This is a genomic window from Microcoleus sp. Pol12B4 (assembly GCF_036701385.1).
Lineage (GTDB): Bacteria > Cyanobacteriota > Cyanobacteriia > Cyanobacteriales > Microcoleaceae > Microcoleus.
In genome coordinates this window covers 1-1,298 of sequence record NZ_JAUBQR010000451.1, presented here as the reverse complement: position 1 = coordinate 1,298, position 1,298 = coordinate 1, and the positions used below count along the sequence as shown (strand labels likewise).

The window sequence follows — 1,298 nt, the reverse complement described above, 5'->3', positions numbered from 1 at the left end:
GGTACTAAAACTACGCGGTTGACTGTTGGTATATTGTCGCGGAGGATGGCTGTTCGGAGGCCTGTTTGAATTGGCCATGGTTCTTGTTTGGCTGAGGCGGGAAGTTGAAAGGGTTTTGTGAGAAAGCTGCACGCTGTTAATTGCTGTGATAAGCATAAAAATAGTGTTAATGCTAGCAGTAGAATTTGTATTTTTTTGTTATATTTCATTTTTTAACCGCAGATTGAAGCAGATTAACGCGGATTAACGCAGATGCAGAGGGGATGTGTTAATAGATTCCGGGAATTAGTTTTTTGACTCGCTGGCTGTATTCTGAATAGGCTGGATATTTTTTGGTTAACCAGGCTTCTTCTCGGTTGGCTTTGATGTCGAAAAATATTATTAATATTGCGCTGGCTATTAAGTGGGATATGCTCATTTGAAAAAGTGTCCAGCCGAGGGCTGCTAAAATTAAGCCGCTGTATAAGGGATGCCGCACTATTCCGTAAATGCCTGTTTGGACTAATTCTCCGTTTTCTCGGGGATACGGTAAAGGTGTGAGATTTTTTCCTAAGTCTATCAATGCTTTGATGATGAAAATTAATCCGCTTAAGCCGAGAATACTTGCTAGAATCCAGGTAATATCAAGTAATTGAGTTGATTGAATTTTGAATCCAGGTAGTTGATAAACTGGTAAGATTACAAATCCTGTGAGCAATCCTCCTTGAAGCAGGACTAAATATTCGCCGCGGCTGTTATTGCGCCAGCCTTCGCGCGTGAAGCCCCAGTCAGTTAAAATTTTCATAATAGAAGGAAGAAGGGAGAAGAAAGTGGACTGTAGGTTGGGTAGACTGAAGTAAAACCCAACCTACGGTGAACAGCGAACAGTCAACAGTCAACAATTAACAAATTTATTCTCGCCAGGGACGAGTCATTAATTCTAGTTGGTTAACTTCATCTTCGCTCAAATTCCAGCCTAATGCGCCTGCGTTTTCTTGGGCTTGTTTGGCGGTTTTGGCGCCGGGAATGGGGATGACTCCGTTTTGGCATATCAACCAGTTTAGGGCAACTTGGGCGGGCGTGCGATCGCGCTTTCTGCCCATTTTCCGCAGGGTTGACATGACTAATTCGATTTTTTCGAGGCCGCTTTTACTGAAGCGGGAGTCCATTTTGCGGGTTCCTGTGGGTGGTTCTTGGGCTGTGTATTTGCCGGTAAGCAATCCTTGGGCTAAGGGGCTGTAAGCTAAAATTGTGACTCCCAATTCGCGGGCTGCACTCACAATTCCTTGTTTTTCTACTTGCCGCGACAGCAAGGAGTA

General features: G+C 44.1%; 2 protein-coding genes and 1 pseudogene. All 3 read right to left on the bottom strand.

Annotated features, from left to right (window positions below; translation table 11 throughout):
• Positions 1 to 209: pseudogene (locus tag QUA38_RS28975) on the bottom strand (hypothetical protein); the annotation flags it as partial.
• 59 nt (positions 210 to 268) lie between these two features.
• Positions 269 to 784, bottom strand: a complete 516-nt coding sequence (locus QUA38_RS28970) for an isoprenylcysteine carboxylmethyltransferase family protein (RefSeq protein ID WP_333167975.1) — start codon at positions 782 to 784, stop codon at positions 269 to 271.
• Positions 785 to 890: 106 nt separating this feature from the next.
• Positions 891 to 1,298 (bottom strand): aldo/keto reductase (locus tag QUA38_RS28965; protein ID WP_333167973.1); only part of this gene is annotated, 408 nt, incomplete at its 5' end.

Coding starts and splice junctions, on each gene's coding strand:
- QUA38_RS28970 (WP_333167975.1), bottom strand. CDS start 784: ATGAAAATTTTAACTGACTGGGGCTTCACGCGCGAAGGCTGGCGCAAT.